Below are 16,639 nucleotides of genomic sequence, written 5' to 3'. Positions count from 1 at the left end.
GGGCTGTCCGATGCCCGGCTACTGGCCGACGCGCCCGTCGACGCACTCGCGCAACAGGTCGGCGTGCCCGCAGTGACGGGCGTACTCCTCGATCCGGTGCACCATCAGCTCCCGCACCGCGATCCCGTCCTTCGGGAGACGCTCGCCCAGGTCGGTGTGTGCGGCGAGGGCGGCGTCGGCCGCGGCCTGCTCGCGCTCCAGATCGGCGTACGAGGCGTCGACCACCGCCTGGTCGGCGACGGCCTCGTGGAAGTCGGCGTCCCGCTCGCCGTACACCTTCGGAAGCGGTTCACCGGTGATCCAGGTGATCCAGTCCCGTTCCACCTCGGCAAGGTGCCGGACCAGGCCGAGCAGGGACATCGTCGACGGCGGAACGGAACGGCGGGCCAGCTGTTCCGGATCCAGACCCTCGCACTTCATCCGCAGGGTCAGACGGTAACCGGAGAGGAAGTCCTGGAGCGTCGCGAGCTCGCCCTCCGGAGCCTCGCCGTTGTCACGGGGGTCGTCGGCGGGGTCGGCCCACATGTCGGGGTAGACGGTCGCCTGGGTCCATCGCTCGGGATGATCATTCATGGGCCCATCCTCGTGCGCGAGGCCCCCGGCCCGCCAGGGAAATTGTTCCGAGCACGGCCGACGAGGCCGCGAGCGTGATCCGGGGCGCACACGGCGGTACGGCTCCGTCCACCCACGGCCGCGGTTCACTCGTCACGGTGGACTCGGGCCGAGCCGCCGCCCCCGCCCGCAGAGGCTCGGGCACCGTGACTCCCATGCACGCCCGCCGCACCACGTTCCTCCTGCTCATCGCGCTCCTCACCACCGGATGCGTGGCCGTCCCGCACGGGCCCGCCCCGGCCCCACCGCCCCGCCCCCCGGTGGACTCGCCCCCGCCGCCGATCGTCCCCCCGCGCCCCTCCCCACCTGGCCCGTCCCCACCGAGCCCGCCCCTCGCGAGGCCCTCACCACCACGGACCCCCGCCCCACGGCTTCCCAGCCGACGAAGGCCCCCGACCGAAGACCGCCGGCAGGGCCACCGAGGCCCACACCGCCCGCCGCCCACCCGCGCACAGGGCAGCCCCGAAGCCCCCGCACACCACCCCGAACAAGCCGAACGAACCGAGGAAGCCTGCCAACAGCAAGCCCGTCACGAGGACCGTCCCCCGCTCCCCGCAGAACCACCGGCCCGGCCCCGCCCGCCCGCACCGCCCGACGGATGCGCGGCCGCCCGAGATGCGGCACCTCTGCGGCCAGGCCGAGTCCATCCAGGCCCCCATGGGCGCGGCCGATCTCTGCCGCGACCTGTACGGCCGCTGACCTCGGCCGTTCGTCCGCGCCGGGCGGAAACTCGGTTGAACCGCTCCGATAGGCCCGGCTATAAGACGATCATGATCAGACCGCGCCCCTTCCTCGACTCCGACATGCCCCTTCTCCAGGAGGCCGTGGCGGAGTGGATCGCGACCGCCGGCCGCGACGCCTACGACCACGTGGGCGAGCTCCCGCACCGCGTGTACGACAACCTGCGCGGTCTACCCGTCGGTGACCTGGTGCACGTCTGGGAGGACGAGCACGACGGCCGGATCGGCGGTGTCACGATCGGCCTCCGGTTCGGCGCGGCGTTCGACGCCTTCTGCGCGCCGGAACTGCGCGGCACCGACACCGAGCGCGTGATGCTGGCGTTCGCCGCCGACACCACCACGCGGCACATGGCGGACGACGAGGAGTACGTCCTCACCGACCTCTTCGAGACCGACACGGTCCGCGGTCGTCTGCTGAACGAACTGGGCTTCACCCGCTTCCGGGTCTGGGACGACGTGAACACCCGCGACCTGACCGATCTCCCCTCTGCCGAGGTGCCCGAGGGATTCACGGTCCGGGCGGCCACCCTCGACGACGCCGAGGCCCTCGCCGACGCGCGCAACGCCTCCTTCGGCTCCGACTGGACGGGCGCCGCCTACCGGGACGGAATGATGACCCGGCCCGGATACGACCCGGCCCGCGAGATCGTGGCCGAGGCCCCGGACGGACGCATCGGCGCCTACACCGTCCACTGGGTCGACACCCGCAACGGTCTGGGGCACTTCGAGCCGGTCGGCACCCACGAGGCCTTCCGCCGCCTCGGCCTGGCACGGGCGGTGATGGCCGAGTCCATGCGGCGCATGGCGGAGCTCGGCCTCCGGCGGGTCACGGTCAACCACGACGCCGAGAATCTGGCCGCCGCGAGGCTGTACGGCTCACTCGGCTTCACCCTCGAGTGCCGCACCCACGGCTACCGCCGGGCGAAGGCCCAGGACTCGATGTCGCGATAGCGGATCGGACCAGGGCCCCGGCCGTAGTCGCTGCCGACCAGGTGGAGGCGCTCGGCCGGCCAGCGGCGGCCGGTGAACCCGGCCAGCCCGGCGGCCACCTCCAGTACGGACGTCGGATCGTCGCGGCGGGCACGGGCGAGCGTCAGGTGGGGACGCAGCGGACGGTCCTCGAAGGGGATGCCGCACTCCTTGACGACCGTCCGCACCTCGGTCGCGATCCGGTGCAGTCCGTCGAGGTCGCCGTCGATCCCGCTCCACAGCACCCGGTCGTCGAAGTGCCCCCCGCCGCGCAGCGCCAGTTCCAACGGCCGGTGCGCCGCCGCGATCTCCGCCAGTGGTTGCCGCAGCAGAGGGACGGTCTCCACCGGGAGCTCCCCGAGGAACGCCAGCGTGATGTGCCAGTCCTCGATCCGGTTCCACCGCATCCGCGGGTACGTCTCGTACGCCGGGCCCAGCTCGCTCGCCAGCTCGTTCTTCGCGTCGTCCGGCGGAGCGAGCGCGACGAACACCCGCACCGTCGCGGTCCGCGCGCTGTCCCCGTCGCCGGACTCCGTACCCCGCCCGGGCGCCTCAGCCATCTTCCGTACCCTGCCCACCGTCTGTCCCACAGCCTTCGCAGGCGAGGGTACGCGGTGCCCCGGCCATCACCTGCGCCGGGGATCTCCCCGATCGCCCCCTGAACCTCCCCCGACTCCGCGTCAGGGGCGCCCACCGACCCCGCACGCTCCCTCGCGCTCCCCCGCGGGGGTGGTTCCCCGAGGGCCAGTGGGGCGCAGTGCGGCACGGTCCGCACGGACGCGGAGCGCTCCGGGTCGAAGCTGTCCGCTGCCCCTGTCCACCTTCGAACACTGTTCACCTGCGCAGACGGAGGTTCGTCCACCCATGACCCACGCACTTCTCAGAGCCGCGGCACGGCGGCGCAGACCGGGCGGGAGGGCCGCGGCGCCGCTGGCGCTCGGGCTCGCGCTCGTCCTCGCCCTGCCCGGCACCGCCCTCGCCGCCCCGGGCGACCTGGACCCGACCTTCGGGACCGGCGGCCGCGTGACGACGCCCATCACCGGGTACGCGGAGGGCCACGACATCGTGCGGCAGGCCGACGGAAAGCTGGTCGTGGTGGGGACGAGCGAGGCCGGCTTCACGCTCGCCCGCTACAACACCGGCGGTGGCCTCGACTCCACCTTCGGCACCGGCGGCACGACGACCAGCAGCTTCGACGGCGGGGCCGCGTCGGCCAACGCCGTCGCGATCCAGCCCTCGGACGGCAAGATCGTCGTGGCGGGCACCACCGAGGTGATCGCCGAGGAGGGCGGAGGCTGCTGCTTCTTCTCGGTGGCCCGCTACAACACCGACGGCACCCTGGACACGGGCTTCGGCAACGGCGGCCTGGTCCGCGTCGACGAGTTCGGCGGCTCCGCGGACGGCGCCGACATCGCCGTGCAGCCGGACGGCAAGATCATCGCCGCGGGGAAGCCCGGTGGCAGCGGCTTCGCGCTCGTGCGCCTCGACACCAGCGGGAACTTCGATCCCAGCCTCGGCGGCGACGGGACCGTGGTCGCCGGGTTCACGCCCACCTCGCCCCAGGACGCCGGCGGCATCGCCAAGAGCATGGCCCTGCAGCCGGACGGCAAGATCGTCGCGGTCGGCTATGTGGGCAGCACCGCCTTCGACATCGGCGTCGCCCGCTACACCAGCAACGGCACGCTCGACACCGGCTTCAGCGGCGACGGCATGGTCACCGCGGACTTCGGCGGCACCGAGTTCGGCAACGCCGTGGCCGTACAGCCCGACGGCAAGATCCTCGCCGCGGGCTCCGGCGGCGCCGGCTACGCCCTGCTCCGCTACAACGGCAACGGCACCCCCGACACGGGCTTCGGCACGGCCGGGCGCACTTCGGTCAACGCCCCGGGCGACGGCGGCATCGCGTACGCCATGGCGCTCCAGCAGAACGGCAAGATCGTGCTCGCCGGCCGGGCCACCGACCCGAACAGCTCCGAGGCCAACGACTTCGGCCTGGTCCGCTTCACCACGAACGGCACCGTCGACACCGGCTTCGGCGGCGACGGCTTCGTGGTCACCGGCTTCGGCGACTTCGACGAGGCCCGCGGAGTGCTCGTCCAGCCGGACGGCACCGTCGTCGCGGCCGGCTACGGGGCGGGCTTCGCCTTCACCCTCGCCCGCTACCAGGGCGGCGACGGTACGCCTCCGCCCACGCCGTACGCGGACCTCTCGGTGACGAAGTCCGGTACGACCACGGTGAGCATCGGCGACCGCGCCACCTACACGGTGACGGTCTCCAACGCGGCGTCCTCCACCGCCACCGCGACCGGCGTCACGCTCACGGACACGCTCTCCGGAGCCGGCGCGACCCTCGTCTCCGCGGTCCCCTCGCAGGGGACGTGCACGACCACCGCGACGGGCGCCACCTGTGCCCTCGGCTCCCTCGCCCCCGGCGCCGCCGCCACCGTCACGGTGACGGCCGAACCCCGCGCCACCGGCACGCTCACCGACACCGCGGGCGTCAGCGCCACCCAGCCGGACCCGGCGACCCCCAACAACACGGCCACCGCGACCACCGCGGTCAACAACTCCCGCGGCTGCACCGTCATCGGCACCAGCGGCGCGGACACCCTGAACGGAGGCTTCTCCAACGACGTCATCTGCGGCCTCGGCGGCAACGACACCATCCGCGCCGGCTACGGCAACGACACCGCGTACGGCGGCTTCGGCAACGACGACATCGACGGCGGCTTCGGCGACGACACCCTCAACGGCGGCCCGGGCAACGACACCCTGACCGGCTACTACGGCAACGACCGCCTCACCACCACCGACGGCGTCTCCGGCAACGACATCGCCAACGGCGGCTCCGGCACCGACACCTGCACCACCGACCCGGGCGACTCCCGCATCAGCTGCCCCTGACCCCACGCTGCCGGGTCTTCCCGACGAGCGGGCCCGCCGGACGAGATCCGGCGGGCCCGTCCTCAGCCCCTGCCGGGCAGCAGGCCCCGCTCCAGGGCCACGACCACGGCGTGGGTGCGGTCGCTGACGTCCAGCTTCGCGAAGACGCGCAGGAGATGGGTCTTGACCGTGGCCTCCGCGATGACGAGACGGCGGCCGATCTCGGCGTTGGAGAGGCCGTCGGCCACCGCGCCGAGGACGTCCTGTTCACGCGCGGTCAGGACGACCGGCGCGGGCCGGCGCATGAGGGCGACCAGGCGTTCGGCGACGCGGGGCGCGAGGACGGTCTCGCCGCGGGCCGCGGAGCGGACGGCCTCGGCGAGCTGGTGGGCGGTGGTGTCCTTCAGGAGGTAGCCGATGGCGCCGGCCTCGACCGCACGCTCGATCTCCACGTCCGTGTCGTACGTGGTGAGGATGAGCACCCGGGTCGGGGCGGATCCCGCGGTGATCGCGGCGGTGGCCTCGACCCCGTCCATGACCGGCATCCGCAGGTCGACCAGCGCGACGTCGGGCGTCAGCCGCTCGACGAGACCGAGAGCCTCGCGGCCGTCGGCCGCCTCGCCGACGACGGTGATGTCCGGGACCGGCGCCAGGAGGGCGACCACTCCGGCGCGCATCACGGTGTGGTCGTCGACGACCACGACCCGGAGGGGCGCGTGCGCTTCGGGCATGTCAGGGCCGTCCGTTCGTGGGGAAGGTCGTGGGGAAGGTCGTGGGGAGCGTCGTGGGGAAGCTCGCGAGGACGCGTGTGCCGTCCCCGACCGAACTGGTCACCGTCAGATCGCCGTCGAGCTCGGCGAGCCGCTTGCGCATGCCGTCCAGGCCGAAGCCGCGTGACTCCTCGACCACGAAGCCGCGCCCGTCGTCGGTGATCTCCAGCTCGATGGCGTACGGACCCTGGGTGAGGACCACGCCGACGGTGCTCGCGTCGGCGTGCTTGCGCACGTTGGCGAGCGACTCCTGGGTGCAGCGGAGGAGCGCGATCCGGGTCTGCTGGTCGCAGTCGACGTCCTCGGCCAGCTCCGCGTCGACCGTGATCCCCGTGTCCTGGGCGAACCGCTCCAGGGTGCGCCGCAGGGTCGGGACGACGGAGCCGGGGGAGAGGCCGCTGTGCGGGGCCGCCCCCACCAGGACCCGGGCCTCGGCGAAGTTCTCGCGGGCGGTCGCCTCGATGGCGCGCAGCTGCCGGGCCGTGTGCTCCGGTTCTGCGTCCAGACCGGATCGGGCGGCTTCGGCGAGGACGATGATGGAGGCGAAGCCCTGGGCGAGGGTGTCGTGGATCTCGCGGGCCATCCGCTCCCGCTCGGCCGCCGCGCCCTGGGCGCGATGGGCCGCCGCCAACTGCTCCTGGGTGAGGGCGAGTTCGCCAGCCAGGGCAGTGGCGCGGGCATCGCCGTCGGCGACGAGCCGGTGCAGCAGGAGCCCGGCCAGGACGGACACGGCGTATCCGGTCAGGGCGGCGGCCGCGTTCCCCGGCGAGTCGCGCCAGATGCTCCCCGCCGCCGTCGCGGCCGCCGCGCAGCCGCTGAGCAGCACGGCGGTCCGGGGGCCGCGGTTCTGGAACCAGAACTGGGGGAGGGCGGCGATCATAAGGGCCGCGCCGCCGCCTGGGAGGGCCGCCATCACCCCGAGCCCGGCGGCCAGGGCCACCAGGTAGACCGGCGAGTGGTGGCGGGCCCGGTGGACGGCGGTGTACGCGAGGGCCGCCGCCACCAGGGCCAGTGAGGCCCATTTGACGGGTCCCGAGTCGTTGCCGACGCCGATGACGGAGGGGACCAGGCCGAGGAGCAGCCAGGCGGCCGTGTACCAGCGGCGGAGGGCGGTGAGGGCAGGCCGCTCCGTCACCGCGTCTGGTGTCCCGTCAGTCATGCGGTCAGCCTACGGACAGCGGCGCTGTCCCGGCCGGCTCGGGCTCCGCGGACCGGCTCATGCCGCGCGCGGGCCACCAGTTCGCCTCGCCGAGCAGCAGCATCAGGGACGGCAGCACGAGGACGCGGATCACGAAGGCGTCGAGGAGGACCGCGACCGCCAGGCTGAAGCCGATCTGCTTCATCTCGATGAGGTGGAGCGCGGCGAAGCTCGCGAAGACCGTCACCATCACCACGGCCGCGCTGGTGACGACCCCGGCGGACGAGGAGAGCCCCTGGAGGACCGCCTGCCGGGTGGGGACGCCGTCCATGCGGGCCTCACGGATCCGGCTGATCACGAAGACCTGGTAGTCCATGGAGAGCCCGAAGAGGATCACGAACAGGAAGAGGGGGACGCGGGATCCGATCGAGCCCGTGGAGGTGAAGTCGAGGATCCCTTCGGCCCACCGGTGCTGGAAGACCAGGACGAGGACGCCGAGGGAGGCGAACGCCGACAGCAGGTTGAGGAGGACGCCGACGAGCCCGAGGACCACGGACCGGAAGGCCCAGACCGTCATCACGAAGGTGACGAGGAGCAGTGCCCCGATGATGAGCGGCAGCTTCCGCTTCTGGTGGTCGGGGTAGTCGGCGTAGCGGGCGACCTCGCCGGTGACGGCGACCTCGGTTCCGGCGAGCGCGCCGACGGTTCCGGGGACGAGATCGGTGCGGAGCAGGTCGAGCGAGGCCCTGGCCTCGGGGCTGTTCACGGAGCGCGGGACGGCCAGTTCGAGCAGGGTCGTGCGGCGGTCGGCGGAGGTCCGCAGGACGGGAGTGCCGCCGATGGCCGGGTCCTCGGCGCCCGCCCGGTCCGCGAGCGTGCGCAGGGCGCCGGCGACCTCGTCGGCCCGCTGCGCGTCCGCTCGTACGACCACCTGGTGCATGGCCTTCAGCTCGGGATAGGCGGCCATGAGCCGGTCGTAGGTCCGCATGGCGGGGATGGCGCGGGAGTGCGTCTCGCGGCTCATCTCGGTGATGTTGATGTGCAGGACGGGCAGGGCGAGCGCGAGGAGCGCGAGGGTGGAGACGGCGAGCGTCACGGCGGGGTGCTTGGCGACGGGACGGAGGACCGCGGCGGTGAGCCGGCCGCCGGTGCGTCGTGTACGGGGGGCGCGGTCCGGTCCGGGCTTCCTGCGGGCCCTGCGGCGTTCGGCGTGCTCGCCGAGGAGGGCGAGGAGCGCGGGCAGGACGGTCAGTGAGCTGAGGACGGCGACCAGGGTGACGACGACGGCCCCGGTGGCGATGGAGGAGAAGATGACGTCGTCCGCGAGGTAGAGGGTGGCGCTGGAGACGGCCACGGCGAGGCCGGACACCACCACGGCCCTGCCCGAGGTCGCCGCGGCGAGTTCCACGACGGCCTGCGTGGAGAGGCGTCCGTCCGCGGCGCGGGCCCGCTCCTCGCCCTCCCGCTTCAAGTAGAAGAGGGTGTAGTCGACGCCGACGGCGAGGCCGATGAGCAGGATGACGTTGGTGCCGACCCCGGCGTCGGGGAAGACGTGGGAGGCGATCATCGACAGGCCGACGGCGGCCACGATCGAGGAGAGCGCGAGCAGCAGCGGGACGACGGCCATCACCACGGAGCCGAAGACGATCAGCAGGGTGATCAGGGTGACCGGCAGCGCGATGACCTCCGTACGGGAGAGGTCGTCGCCGCGGAGCTTGTCGACGCCCTTGCCGATGGAGGGGCTGCCGACCTCCTCGACGAGCAGCCGCGGGTGGGCGGCCCGCACCTCGGCGGTCTGCGCGAGGAGCGCGTCCACGTGCTTCTTCCCGTCGAACTCGGCGCCCTTCATGGTGACGTCGACGCGCAGGGTGGTGTGGTGCGCGTCGGCGACCGGGCCGGCCACGGACAGCACCTCGGGCAACTGCCGCATGCGGGAGGCGATCTCGCGCGCGGCGGCCTCGGCCTCGGCCCGGTCGACGGGGCCGGTGCCGGGTGCGGCCTGGACGAGGACGCGTTCGAGGGGCTTCTGCTGGAGCCCGCCCTCGGCGGCCAGGGCCTCGGCCCGGCCGGCCTCGCCGATGCGGAAGTCCTCCGTGGTCGCGGGGCGGGATCCGAGGGCGATGCCCGCGCCCAGGCAGAGGGCCACGAAGAGGAGCCAGCCGATCAGCGCGCGCCAGGGGTGCCGGGCGCTGTGACGGGCCATGCGTACGGTCGGGTTCGTCATGCGCCCAGACTCGTCGGCGGAGGGCCGCGGCCGACAGGATCGGCCGGTTGAACCCGGTGTCCACCGGTCGGTTGACACCGGACCGCCGACTCGGGTCAGGTCGGCCCGATCGGCTGGTCCGGGTCGAGCTTGATGCCCAGGCGGGCGGTGGCACTCGCGAGGAGGCCCCAGAGGGCGTCGCTCAGGAAGAGGGTCAGGTCGTCGAGGGAGCTCCTCGACTCGGGGCGGGCGGCCCACTGGTTCACCACGCCGTCCACCAGGCCCACCATGCCGAACGCCAGGTTGAGGTGGAAGCCGGTGGGCGCCGGTTCGCCGTCGAGGAACCGATCGGCGTACGAGTCCAGGAGCCGCGCGAGGTGGAGGGCGACGGCGGTGCGGGTGCCCGTGACGGCGGGGGAGCCTGCGCCCAGGAACCGGTACAGCTCGGGGTGCAGTGCCACCCAGCCCACGTACGTGGCGGCGGCGAGCTCGATCGCCTCCCGGATGGTGCCCCGGGGGTCGAGTGCGGGGGAGAGGGCGGCCATCAGCTCGTCGGTGATCCGTGCGCGGATCTGCTCGTCGAGGTCCTCGCGGCTGCGGAAGATCCGGTACACGACGGAGCGGGGCATGCCGGCCTCGGCGCCGATCGCCGCCACGCTGACCGTCGTTCCCTCGCGCCCGATGACGGTGAGGGCCGCGGTGAGGACCTGGTCCCGGCGCTCGGCCCGGTGGCCGGTCCAGCGGGTGTCGCGGCCGTCGGGGCGCCCGTCGTTGCGTGTGTGTCTGTCCTCGGCCACGGCGTGGATGGTACCCGGCGATCAAGAAGGAGCGGCGCTTCGGGGGTGGCGCACGTCACGTTACCGCCGGTATCCTGGACGCGGTGACGCAGGTAAATTCCGGTGCCTGGGTGAGTGCCGGGGGAGAATGCACCGCCACCACCGGCCGCAGAGGGGATGGACATGGAGAACCGGCACGTCGACGTGCTGATCATCGGCGCGGGGCTGTCCGGCATCAGTGCCGCCTGCCACCTGCTCGCCGGGAACCCCGGAACCACGTACGCCCTCATCGAGCGGCGCTCCGCGATCGGCGGCACCTGGGACCTGTTCCGCTACCCCGGCATCCGCTCGGACTCGGACATGTACACCTTCGGCTACGGCTTCCGGGCCTGGCACGGCACCAAGGTCCTCGCCGGCGGCACGGACATCCGCCGCTACATCCGGGCCACCGCCGAGGAGCACGGCGTCACCGACCACATCCGCTTCGGCCGCAGGGCCGTCCGGGCCGACTGGTCGAGCGAGGAGGCGCGCTGGACCGTCGAGACCCTCGACGAGGCCACCGGCGAGACCCACGTCCTCACGGCCCGCTTCCTCGTCGGCGCCACCGGCTACTACGACTACGACGCGGGCCACCGCCCCGAGTTCCCCGGCGAGGAGCGCTTCCGGGGGACCCTCGTGCACCCGCAGCACTGGCCGCGGGACCTCGACCACACCGGCAAGCGTGTCGTCGTCATCGGCAGCGGCGCCACCGCCATCACCCTCGTCCCCGCGATGGCCCCCGAAGCCGCGCACGTCACCATGGTCCAGCGCTCGCCCACGTACATCCTGGCCCTCCCCGCCGACGACCCCCTCTCGGTCCTCCTGCGCAGGCTGCGCGTCCCGGCCGCAGTCGTCCACCGGGTCGGCCGGACCCGCAACATCGCGATGCAGCGCGGCCTCTACGCCCTGTGCCGCAAGGCCCCCCGCCTCATGCGCAAGGTGCTCCTCGGGGCGGTACGGGCCCGGCTCGGCAAGAGCGTCGACATGCGCCACTTCACCCCGGTCTACAAGCCCTGGGACCAGCGGCTCTGCGTCGTCCCCGGCGGCGACCTCTTCACGACGCTGAAGAGCGGCCGGGCCTCCGTCGTCACCGACCACATCGAGACGTTCACCGAGACCGGCGTCAAGGTCGGGTCCGGCGAGGAGATCCCCGCCGACATCGTCGTCACGGCCACCGGCCTGCGCATGCAGCTCGCCGGCGCCATGGAACTCGCCGTCGACGGCAAGCCCGTCGTCACCCGCGACCACCTGCTCTACAAGGGCGTGATGCTGGACGGCGTCCCCAACCTGGCGATGATCATCGGCTACACCAACGCCTCCTGGACCCTCAAGGCCGACCTCGCCGCCGACTACATCAGCCGGCTCGTCGCCCACATGGACCGGCACGGGCTCGGCGCCGTCACCCCCTTCGCCGCCGAGGCCGACCGCTCCTCCGTCTCCGTCATGGGCGAGTCGCTGACCTCCGGCTACATCGCACGCGGCGACGCGATCATGCCCCGCCAGGGCACCCGCGACCCGTGGCGGATCCGGAACAACTACTACCGCGACCGCCGCGCCCTGCGGCGGTCCCCGATCGAGGACCCCGCACTCCGCTTCGACCCCGCGCCCACCGAAGGAGGACGACCATGACCAGCGTGCAGAGCTATCACGAGCGGCTCCGGACCCTGTCCGAGGCATCGGTGCACATCCACTTCGACGCGTTCACCGACATCGACTGGGACCACCCCGACTTCGCCATCGACCCGGCGGACCCCCGCTGGGTCCTCCCCGCGGCCGACCCCCTGGGCGGCCACCCGTGGTACCAGGAGCAGCCGCTGGAGGTCCGGACCCGCATCGGACTGTGGCGGTACGCCAACATCGTCAAGGTGGGCATGCAGTTCGAGAACGTGCTCATACGCGGCGTGATGGACTACCTCTTCTCGCTGCGCAACCAGGACCCGGAGTTCCGCTACCTCACCCACGAGGTCACGGAGGAGTGCCACCACACCCAGATGTTCCAGGAGTTCGTGAACCGCGCGGGCGCCGACGTGCCCGGCGGGCGACGCTCCTTCCGCGTCCTCAGCCGCTTCCTGCCGCTGGCCGGCTCCCTGATCCCGGAGTCCTTCTTCACCGGCGTCCTCGCCGGCGAGGAGCCCATCGACCACCTCCAGAAGGCGATCCTGCGCGGCGGCGAGGACATCCATCCGCTGATGCGGCGGCTGATGCAGATCCACGTCGCCGAGGAGGCCCGGCACATCTCCTTCGCCCACGAGTTCCTGCGCGCCAAGGTCCCCGGCTACGGCAGGGCACGCAGGGGCGCGCTGTCGGTCGCCTTCCCGGTGATCATGCGGGTGCTCGGCGACGTCATCATGGTTCCCGACCGGAAGACCGCCGAGACGATCGGCGTGCCCCACTGGGTGATCAAGGACATCTTCTGGAAGTCGCCCGACGGCGAGAAGATGCTCCGCGACCTCTTCTCCGACGTACGGATGCTCGCCGAGGACATCGGCCTGATGAACAGGACCGCACGGCGGGTGTGGAAGGCGCTGCGCATCGACGGCCGCCCGTCCCGCCACCGCGGCGAACCCGCCCCGCACGCCGCCTGACGCGGCCCGCAGGCCGCCTGACCCGCCTCGCACGCCGCCCGACGCGGCCCGCAGGTCCCTGGAACGGAGAGCCATGCCCTACGTCGTCACCCGGTCGTGCTGCGTCGACGCCTCCTGCGTCCTCGCCTGCCCGGTCAACTGCATCCACCCCGCCCCGGGCGAACCGGACTTCGGGCAGACCGAGATGCTGTACGTCGACCCCCGCACCTGCGTCGACTGCGGCGCCTGCACGACCGCCTGCCCGGTGGACGCGCTCAAGCCGCACACCAAGCTCACCGACGCGGAGCTGCCGTTCCTCGAACTCAACCGCGGCTACTACGACGACCATCCGCACGAGGACCGGGCGCCGATGGCCGTCGTGCCCCCGCAACGCCGCACCTCCGCGCAGGGGTTGCGGGTCGCCGTCGTCGGCGCCGGGCCCGCCGGCCTCTTCGCCGCCGACGAGCTCCTCCGGTATCCCGGCGTGACGGTGACCGTCCACGACCGGCTCCCCACCCCGTACGGGCTCGCCCGCGCGGGAGTCGCGCCCGACCACCAGGACACCAAGCAGGTCGCCCGCCTCTTCCGGGCCGTCGAGAGCCAGCCCGGCTTCTCGTACCGGCTCAACACGGAGATCGGCCGCGACCTGCGCCACGAGGACCTGCTCCGCGACCACCACGCCGTGATCTACGCCGTCGGCGCGGCGACGGACCGGCGGCTCGGCATCGACGGCGAGGAACTGCCCGGCAGCGCCTCCGCCACCGACTTCGTCGCCTGGTACAACGGCCACCCCGACCACAGCGCCACCCGCTACGCCCTGGACGGCGAACGGGCCGTCGTCATCGGCAACGGCAACGTGGCCCTCGACGTGGCCCGCGTCCTCACCGCGGACCCCGACAGCCTCTCCCGCACCGACATCTCCGACCGGGCACTCGCCGCGCTGCGCACGAGCCGTATCCGGGAGGTCGTCGTGCTCGGCCGCCGCGGACCCGCCGAGGCCGCCTTCACCCTGCCCGAACTGCTCGCCCTCGCCGCCCTCGACGGCGTCGACGTCCTCGTCGAGGGGTGGCCGGCGGACCTGCCCGCGGACGCCACGCCGAAGACCGAGATCCTCGCCGGGCTCGCCGCGCGGACCCCCGTACCGGGGCGGCGCCGCATCGTCCTGCGCTTCCGGACGAGGCCGGTGCGGATCGTCGGCGACGACCGGGTGACGGGTCTGACCGTCGAGGGGACGGCACACGACACCCGGAGCGTCGAGACCATCGACACCTCGCTCGTCCTGCGCGCGATCGGCTACCGCGCCTGGCCCGTCCCGGGCCTGCCGTTCGACGGGACCACCGGCACCGTGCCCCACGACCGGGGCAGGGTCCGGCCGGGCGTGTACGTGGCGGGCTGGATCAAACGCGGCCCCAGCGGATTCATCGGCACCAACAAGTCCTGTGCCCAGGAGACCGTTTCGGCGCTCCTCGACGATCTCGAAGCCGGGCTCCTCACCGCCCCCGCCGGCGGTGACCCGGCGCCCGGCGCCCACCCGGACGCCGTCGACCTCGGCGGCTGGCGGGCGATCGACGAGCAGGAGCGGGCCGAAGGCCGGCTCCAGGGCCGCCCCCGCGTCAAGATCGTCGACAGGGAGGCCCTGCTCGCCGCGGCCCGCTCCGGCCCCGCTTCCCGGCCCGCCGGCCGGCTCTTCTCCCGCTCGACTCGCTGACCCCGCCGGACTACCGCCGGGTCGACGCCCTCGGGCGGAACCGGGCCTGCGTGAGGCGGGGGGAGTCGGCCGGGCGGCCGGCGATCAGCGACTGGAGGAGGTCGAGGAGGGCGGCCGAGCTGTCGACCGGGTTCAGTTCCAGGGCGGAGATGGCGGGGCGGCTGTTGCGCGCGTGCTCGGAGTCGGACCCGGCGACCACCATCGTGTCGGCCGGCACCCGTACGCCCCGGGCCATGAGCCCCCGTTGCACGCCGGCCGCGTGCCGCCCGGTGAGGCAGAAGACGGCGTCCGGCGGCCCGTCCTCGACGAGCCGCTGCGCGAGGGCCACGCCGCCCTCGACGCCCGCCCGCTCGGGGAGCTCGTACAGCCGTGGCGTACTGCCCCGCTCCTCGCACCAGCCGAGGTAGATGTCCTGGTGTTCGAGGTTCCAGGCGTTCGGGTCGGTGCCCCGTACGAAGGCGACGGAGCGGGCCCCGGCGGCCGCCAGGTGGTCCAGGACCAGCCGGGCCGCGACCTCGTCGTCCTCCGAGGCCCAGTGCGTGAAGTCCGGGCGCCCCGGCGGGCGTCCGTAGGTCACGTACGGGATGCCGCGCTCCTCCAGGCGGGCGATGACCGGGTCGTCCACGTGCGGGTTGGTGACGATGTAGCCGTCCAGGGAGAAGGCGAGCGGCGGGACCGGCGCCCGGGTCAGGTCCGGCACCAGCATGAGGCTGAGGCCGCGGGCCAGGGCCTGTGAGGCGGCCGCGCCCACGAACCGCTCGAAGACGTCCACGCCCGCCGGCGCGTAGTCGCCCAGGGCGTCCAGCGAACGCAGGACGAGACCTACGGCCCCCATCGTGGAGCGGCGGAGGCCGCGGGCCAGGGCGTCCGCCTCGTACCCCATCTCGTCGGCGACGGTCCGGATGTGCGCGCGGGTGGCCTCGCTGAGGGTGCCCTTGTCGTTGAGCGCGTGCGAGACGGCGGTGATGGAGACCCCCGCCCTGCGCGCCACGTCCTTGATCGTGATGCCCCGCGTCCGTGCCATCGTGCCGCCCGTTCCGAACGAATACTTCCGAATACTTCCCCGAAGCATTGCATAAAACGTTTTACGTTCCTAGCTTGATGCGCGCCGCCCCCTTGGCATGCGGCCACACCAGCGTCGAAGGAACCCGCGTGGAACTGCACACCCTCATCACCGAGACGACCGACCCCCGCGAGCGCGGAACCCTGCTCGGCACCCGATTCGGCGCCCGGGTCCGTCGCGTCGCCGAGCTCTACCGGGAGCACTTCGCCCTCCTCGGCATGCCCGCCGACCAGGTCCGCTCCCTCGCCACCCGCAGCCACGAGGCCCTGCGGGCCTGGGCGCCGCACCTGGCCGAGGAGTCCGACGCCTGCGCCGACGCGGCCGGTGCCGAGCGGTGGACGGTGGCCGCCGTCGGCGCCCGCACCGAGATCCTCGCCGGCTGCCCGCAGCCCGGGAAGGGCGAGTGCTCGACCGCGGTGTTCGCACCCGCCGGAGCCGCGCCCCAGACCCTACAGACCTGGGACTGGCACGACCTGCTCGTGCCCGACGCGCTGCTGCACGAGCTGACGCCGAGCGAGGGACGCACGGTCAAGCTCTTCACCGAGTTCGGCGCCCCCGGCAAGATCGGCGTCAACAGCGCGGGCCTCGGCGTCCACTTGAACATCCTCTTCCACGCGTCCGACTCCGCGAGCGGCGGCGTCCCCGTGCACGCGGTCGCCCGCCGCATCCTCGACGAGGCGGACACCCTCGACCAGGCCGTCGAGATCGCCTCGACGGCACGTGTCAGCGCGTCCACCTCGCTGACCGTGGTCACCGCCTCCTCCGCCGCGAGCCTGGAGCTGTCCCCGGCCGGCCTCGCGGTGGTCCCGGCGGCCGAGGACGGCTGGCTGCTCCACACCAACCACTTCCTCGACCCCGGACTCGCGGCCGCGGACACCGGACCGGCCGACTCGATGACCACCGAGCGGCTCGCTCATCTGCGCGAGGTGCGCGCCGCGATGCCGGACCTCTCGCCCGCCGAGCGGGCGCGGGCCTTCTGCGGCGACGGCGGGGCCGACGCCGTCGTCTGCATGCGGCCCGACGAGAACAAGCCGCGGCACGAGCAGTGGGGGACCCTGCTCACCGTCGGCCTCGACGTCACCCGCTGCGCGATCGACTACCTGGCCGGCGCCCCGCACGAAGCCCCGGCGGCCGGCCTCGCGCGCTTCTGACCCTCCCCCCGCTCACCGCTCCC

General features: G+C 73.2%; 13 protein-coding genes. 6 read left to right on the top strand and 7 right to left on the bottom strand.

The genetic code is table 11. The annotated features are described in order from the left end of the window. Positions 1–18: 18 nt before the first annotated feature. On the bottom strand, positions 19–573 hold the full coding sequence (locus AB5J54_RS03105) for a DinB family protein (RefSeq protein WP_369142305.1): 555 nt from the start codon (positions 571–573) through the stop codon (positions 19–21). Positions 574–1,382: 809 nt separating this feature from the next. On the opposite strand from AB5J54_RS03105, the gene AB5J54_RS03100 reads away from it, so the two are divergent. Then, positions 1,383–2,303, top strand: a complete 921-nt coding sequence (locus AB5J54_RS03100; RefSeq protein WP_369142303.1) for an N-acetyltransferase family protein — start codon at positions 1,383–1,385, stop codon at positions 2,301–2,303. On the opposite strand, the gene thpR is transcribed toward AB5J54_RS03100, so the two are convergent. After that, positions 2,264–2,881, bottom strand: a complete 618-nt coding sequence (gene thpR / locus AB5J54_RS03095; RefSeq protein ID WP_369142302.1) for an RNA 2',3'-cyclic phosphodiesterase — start codon at positions 2,879–2,881, stop codon at positions 2,264–2,266. The two genes, AB5J54_RS03100 and thpR, sit on opposite strands and share 40 nt — an antisense overlap. A 304-nt stretch (positions 2,882–3,185) precedes the next feature. On the opposite strand from thpR, the gene AB5J54_RS03090 reads away from it, so the two are divergent. Continuing rightward, positions 3,186–5,225 (top strand): calcium-binding protein, encoded by a 2,040-nt coding sequence (locus AB5J54_RS03090; protein WP_369142301.1) that lies wholly within the window; start codon positions 3,186–3,188, stop codon positions 5,223–5,225. A 62-nt stretch (positions 5,226–5,287) separates the two neighbouring features. Here AB5J54_RS03090 and AB5J54_RS03085 read toward each other — a convergent pair whose 3' ends face one another. The 4 genes from AB5J54_RS03085 to AB5J54_RS03070 all read right to left on the bottom strand — a co-directional run bounded on the left by AB5J54_RS03085 (position 5,288) and on the right by AB5J54_RS03070 (position 10,112). Next, a complete protein-coding gene (locus AB5J54_RS03085; protein WP_369142300.1) occupies positions 5,288–5,935 on the bottom strand; it encodes a response regulator in 648 nt (215 codons plus the stop codon). Position 5,936: 1 nt separating this feature from the next. Next, on the bottom strand, positions 5,937–7,133 hold the full coding sequence (locus AB5J54_RS03080; RefSeq protein WP_369142299.1) for a sensor histidine kinase: 1,197 nt from the start codon (positions 7,131–7,133) through the stop codon (positions 5,937–5,939). Positions 7,134–7,137: 4 nt separating this feature from the next. Further along, positions 7,138–9,336, bottom strand: coding sequence for an MMPL family transporter (locus tag AB5J54_RS03075; protein WP_369142298.1), 2,199 nt, complete (start codon positions 9,334–9,336; stop codon positions 7,138–7,140). Positions 9,337–9,431: 95 nt separating this feature from the next. Next, entirely contained in the window at positions 9,432–10,112 is a 681-nt protein-coding gene (locus AB5J54_RS03070) for a TetR/AcrR family transcriptional regulator (protein WP_369142297.1), read from the bottom strand. 162 nt (positions 10,113–10,274) lie between these two features. Here AB5J54_RS03070 and AB5J54_RS03065 point away from each other — a divergent pair, with 162 nt between their 5' ends. The 3 genes from AB5J54_RS03065 to AB5J54_RS03055 all read left to right on the top strand — a co-directional run bounded on the left by AB5J54_RS03065 (position 10,275) and on the right by AB5J54_RS03055 (position 14,402). Beyond that, positions 10,275–11,759 carry a flavin-containing monooxygenase gene (locus AB5J54_RS03065; RefSeq protein WP_369142296.1) on the top strand — a complete coding sequence of 495 codons (1,485 nt, stop codon included), beginning with the start codon at positions 10,275–10,277 and terminating at the stop codon, positions 11,757–11,759. Then, on the top strand, positions 11,756–12,715 hold the full coding sequence (locus AB5J54_RS03060; RefSeq protein WP_369142295.1) for a diiron oxygenase: 960 nt from the start codon (positions 11,756–11,758) through the stop codon (positions 12,713–12,715). Before AB5J54_RS03065 ends, AB5J54_RS03060 begins: the two co-directional genes overlap by 4 nt. A gap of 73 nt (positions 12,716–12,788) precedes the next feature. Further along, entirely contained in the window at positions 12,789–14,402 is a 1,614-nt protein-coding gene (locus AB5J54_RS03055) for an FAD-dependent oxidoreductase (RefSeq protein WP_369142294.1), read from the top strand. Between the two features lie 10 nt (positions 14,403–14,412). Here AB5J54_RS03055 and AB5J54_RS03050 read toward each other — a convergent pair whose 3' ends face one another. After that, entirely contained in the window at positions 14,413–15,426 is a 1,014-nt protein-coding gene (locus AB5J54_RS03050) for a LacI family DNA-binding transcriptional regulator (protein ID WP_369142293.1), read from the bottom strand. A 128-nt stretch (positions 15,427–15,554) separates the two neighbouring features. Here AB5J54_RS03050 and AB5J54_RS03045 point away from each other — a divergent pair, with 128 nt between their 5' ends. Continuing rightward, on the top strand, positions 15,555–16,616 hold the full coding sequence (locus AB5J54_RS03045; RefSeq protein ID WP_369142292.1) for a C45 family autoproteolytic acyltransferase/hydolase: 1,062 nt from the start codon (positions 15,555–15,557) through the stop codon (positions 16,614–16,616). Positions 16,617–16,639 lie beyond the last annotated feature (23 nt).

Origin of the sequence: Streptomyces sp. R44 (genome assembly GCF_041053105.1) — a bacterium.
Lineage (GTDB): Bacteria > Actinomycetota > Actinomycetes > Streptomycetales > Streptomycetaceae > Streptomyces.
This window is presented reverse-complemented; position numbering and strand designations above follow the sequence as displayed.

Bases quoted from the DNA above. Each gene is read 5' to 3' on its own strand.
- AB5J54_RS03105 (WP_369142305.1), bottom strand. From the start codon at position 573: ATGAATGATCATCCCGAGCGATGGACCCAGGCGACCGTCTACCCCGAC.
- AB5J54_RS03100 (WP_369142303.1), top strand. From the start codon at position 1,383: ATGATCAGACCGCGCCCCTTCCTCGACTCCGACATGCCCCTTCTCCAG.
- thpR (WP_369142302.1), bottom strand. From the start codon at position 2,881: ATGGCTGAGGCGCCCGGGCGGGGTACGGAGTCCGGCGACGGGGACAGC.
- AB5J54_RS03090 (WP_369142301.1), top strand. From the start codon at position 3,186: ATGACCCACGCACTTCTCAGAGCCGCGGCACGGCGGCGCAGACCGGGC.
- AB5J54_RS03085 (WP_369142300.1), bottom strand. From the start codon at position 5,935: ATGCCCGAAGCGCACGCGCCCCTCCGGGTCGTGGTCGTCGACGACCAC.
- AB5J54_RS03080 (WP_369142299.1), bottom strand. From the start codon at position 7,133: ATGACTGACGGGACACCAGACGCGGTGACGGAGCGGCCTGCCCTCACC.
- AB5J54_RS03075 (WP_369142298.1), bottom strand. From the start codon at position 9,336: ATGACGAACCCGACCGTACGCATGGCCCGTCACAGCGCCCGGCACCCC.
- AB5J54_RS03065 (WP_369142296.1), top strand. From the start codon at position 10,275: ATGGAGAACCGGCACGTCGACGTGCTGATCATCGGCGCGGGGCTGTCC.
- AB5J54_RS03060 (WP_369142295.1), top strand. From the start codon at position 11,756: ATGACCAGCGTGCAGAGCTATCACGAGCGGCTCCGGACCCTGTCCGAG.
- AB5J54_RS03055 (WP_369142294.1), top strand. From the start codon at position 12,789: ATGCCCTACGTCGTCACCCGGTCGTGCTGCGTCGACGCCTCCTGCGTC.
- AB5J54_RS03050 (WP_369142293.1), bottom strand. From the start codon at position 15,426: ATGGCACGGACGCGGGGCATCACGATCAAGGACGTGGCGCGCAGGGCG.